This window comes from Pseudomonas sp. (genome assembly GCF_035277045.1).
Classification (GTDB): domain Bacteria; phylum Pseudomonadota; class Gammaproteobacteria; order Pseudomonadales; family Pseudomonadaceae; genus Aquipseudomonas.
In genome coordinates this window covers 1-2,094 of the sequence record NZ_DATELE010000143.1, presented here as the reverse complement: position 1 = coordinate 2,094, position 2,094 = coordinate 1, and the positions used below count along the sequence as shown (strand labels likewise).

The 2,094-nt window shown below is 66.5% G+C and carries 2 protein-coding genes and 2 pseudogenes; all 4 read right to left on the bottom strand.

All coding sequences use genetic code 11. The features are described from left to right. Positions 1–302: pseudogene (locus VJS90_RS06370) on the bottom strand (hypothetical protein); the annotation flags it as partial. Beyond that, the gene (locus VJS90_RS06365; RefSeq protein WP_324120164.1) at positions 289–789 is read right to left on the bottom strand and encodes a DUF4381 domain-containing protein; all 501 of its coding nucleotides are present in this window, start codon (positions 787–789) and stop codon (positions 289–291) included. The pseudogene VJS90_RS06370 and the gene VJS90_RS06365, both read right to left, overlap by 14 nt. Then, on the bottom strand, positions 786–1,733 hold the full coding sequence (locus tag VJS90_RS06360) for a DUF58 domain-containing protein (protein WP_324120162.1): 948 nt from the start codon (positions 1,731–1,733) through the stop codon (positions 786–788). Before VJS90_RS06360 ends, VJS90_RS06365 begins: the two co-directional genes overlap by 4 nt. An 11-nt stretch (positions 1,734–1,744) precedes the next feature. After that, positions 1,745–2,094 (bottom strand): annotated as a pseudogene (locus tag VJS90_RS06355) (MoxR family ATPase); the annotation flags it as partial.

The window sequence follows — 2,094 nt, the reverse complement described above, 5'->3', positions numbered from 1 at the left end:
GAGATATCGATCGCCAACATGATGTCGCGGATCGGCCGTTGGCGTTCGATCGGCCGTTCCACCAGCACCGGCCGGGCACAGGCCGCAACCAGCAGCCCCCAGGCCAGGAGGTTGACCAGCAACTGCCAGCGCCCTCCCGGCGCGCTCGACTGCCCTGGCGGCTGGCCCGTGGCGCGGCTCATCGCCGCGAAAAAAGGGACCCGCAACGCGCTGCGGCGCTCGCTGTACGGACGCAACAGGCGATAGCCGAGCCACGCGACAGGCAGCAGCAGGAACACCCAGGGGTAGTCAAACTGCCACATGGTGTTCCTCGATCCAGCGTCGGCTGGTGCTGAACAAAACCGCTACCTGCTGCACGTCCAGCGCAAGCAGGTGGGCATCAGGGGCATAAGCGATCATTTGCAGGGTGTGCACAAAGCCTGCGGGTAATCGATGGCCAGCTCGCTGCTGAAGGAAGGCCTGCCATTGCGCGCCAGCCAGGCTGGCCACCGGCGGCGCATCCGGCATCGACAACGCCACTCGCTTGAGCAACGCAGGCAGCTCACGCAAGGCGGCCAGACGCTCATTCCCTTCTACCCTGGCCAACCGATCAAGGCGCTGCAAGGCTTCGCGGCGATAACGCTCTCGTGCCCAATGCCGCCAGCGTACGGTCACCCCGACAAGGACTACAGTCAGCAACACCAGCCCCAGCAGCAGCCACGCCCAAGTTTGAGGCAGGTAGCTGAAGGGCGGCGTGCCGGGCGCCAGCTCCCGCAGCTGGTCGATCGACGGCGTCGCAGTGGTGGTCATCGAGGTGCCTGAGCCACACGGCCCAGCTCCCGGCGTAGCTGCTCCAGCGTGTCACCACCGCTGCTGATCCGCAGCAGCGGCACCTGGCTGCGGCTTAGCAGTGCCTCGACATCGCGCAGGCGCCCGGCGAGAAAGTCGCCCAACGGCCGGCTGACCCGCCGCCTGCCTACTTCCAGTTCCACCTGCTGTGCGCCCTGGGTAACGTTCACCCGCCCCTTCTCCGGTACTCGCAGTGCGATGGGGTCGTAGACCAGAAGGGCAATCACATCGTTGTGCCGGCGCAACTGGCGCAGCAGCGGCAAGGTTTGCGCGCTGATGCCGGCGAAATCGCTGATGATGCAGATCAGGTGGTCATGACCGGCGGAGGCGACGCAGGTACGCAGCACCTTGTCCAGCTGGGCATCCTGGTCCTCGCTGGCGAGCGCCGAGAGCGCATGGTTGGCCCTGACTATCGCGCTGCACAGGGCCTCGACCCGCGCGCGGCTACGCAACGGGCGCACCGGCTCCACCCGCTGGATACCAAACACCAGGCCCCCGACCCGATCACCGGCGTGAAACGCCATCCACGCACACACCGCCGCCAGCCGCGCGGCGGTGACTGATTTGAAGTAGCGCTGCGAGCCGAAATACATGCTCATGCGCTGATCCACCAGTACCAGCGTCGGGCGGTCGCGCTCTTCGGTGAAGGTTCGCACGAACGGTTTTCCGTAGCGCAAGAAAGCGCGCCAGTCCAGGTGGCGCAAATCGTCGCCGGGTAGGTAGTGACGCAGTTCGTCGAAGCTCAGGCCACGCCCGCGCAGGCGCGACGCATGGTTACCGGACAGAATGCTCGCCAGCGGCTGGCGGGCGACGAAGCTCAGTCCGCGTGCGCGCGCCTCCAGCCCCATCAGCTCGGCGAGCGAGGCGTAGACGAAACCGTCCGGCGCAACGGTATCTGCGGGCATGGGTGTGTCCGTCAGGCGGGAATGGCCACCTTGTCCAACAGCTGGTCGATGACCTGGTCCGCGGCCACGCCATCGCTGGTTGCATCGTAAGACAGTTGCAGCCGGTGGCGCAGGACCGGATGCATCACCGCGCGGACGTTGTCCGGCGAGACGAATGCCTGACCGTTGAGCCAGGCATGCGCGCGCGCCACCCTGTCGAGACTGATGCCCCCGCGCGGGCTGGCACCGATGTTGATCCAGCGCGCCAGGTCGGCATCGTAGTCGCCTGGGTGGCGGGTAGCGTTGATCAGGTCGATGAGGTAACGGTCGATCGCCTCGCCAACATGCACCCGCGCCACCTCGCCGCGGGCATCGAAGATCA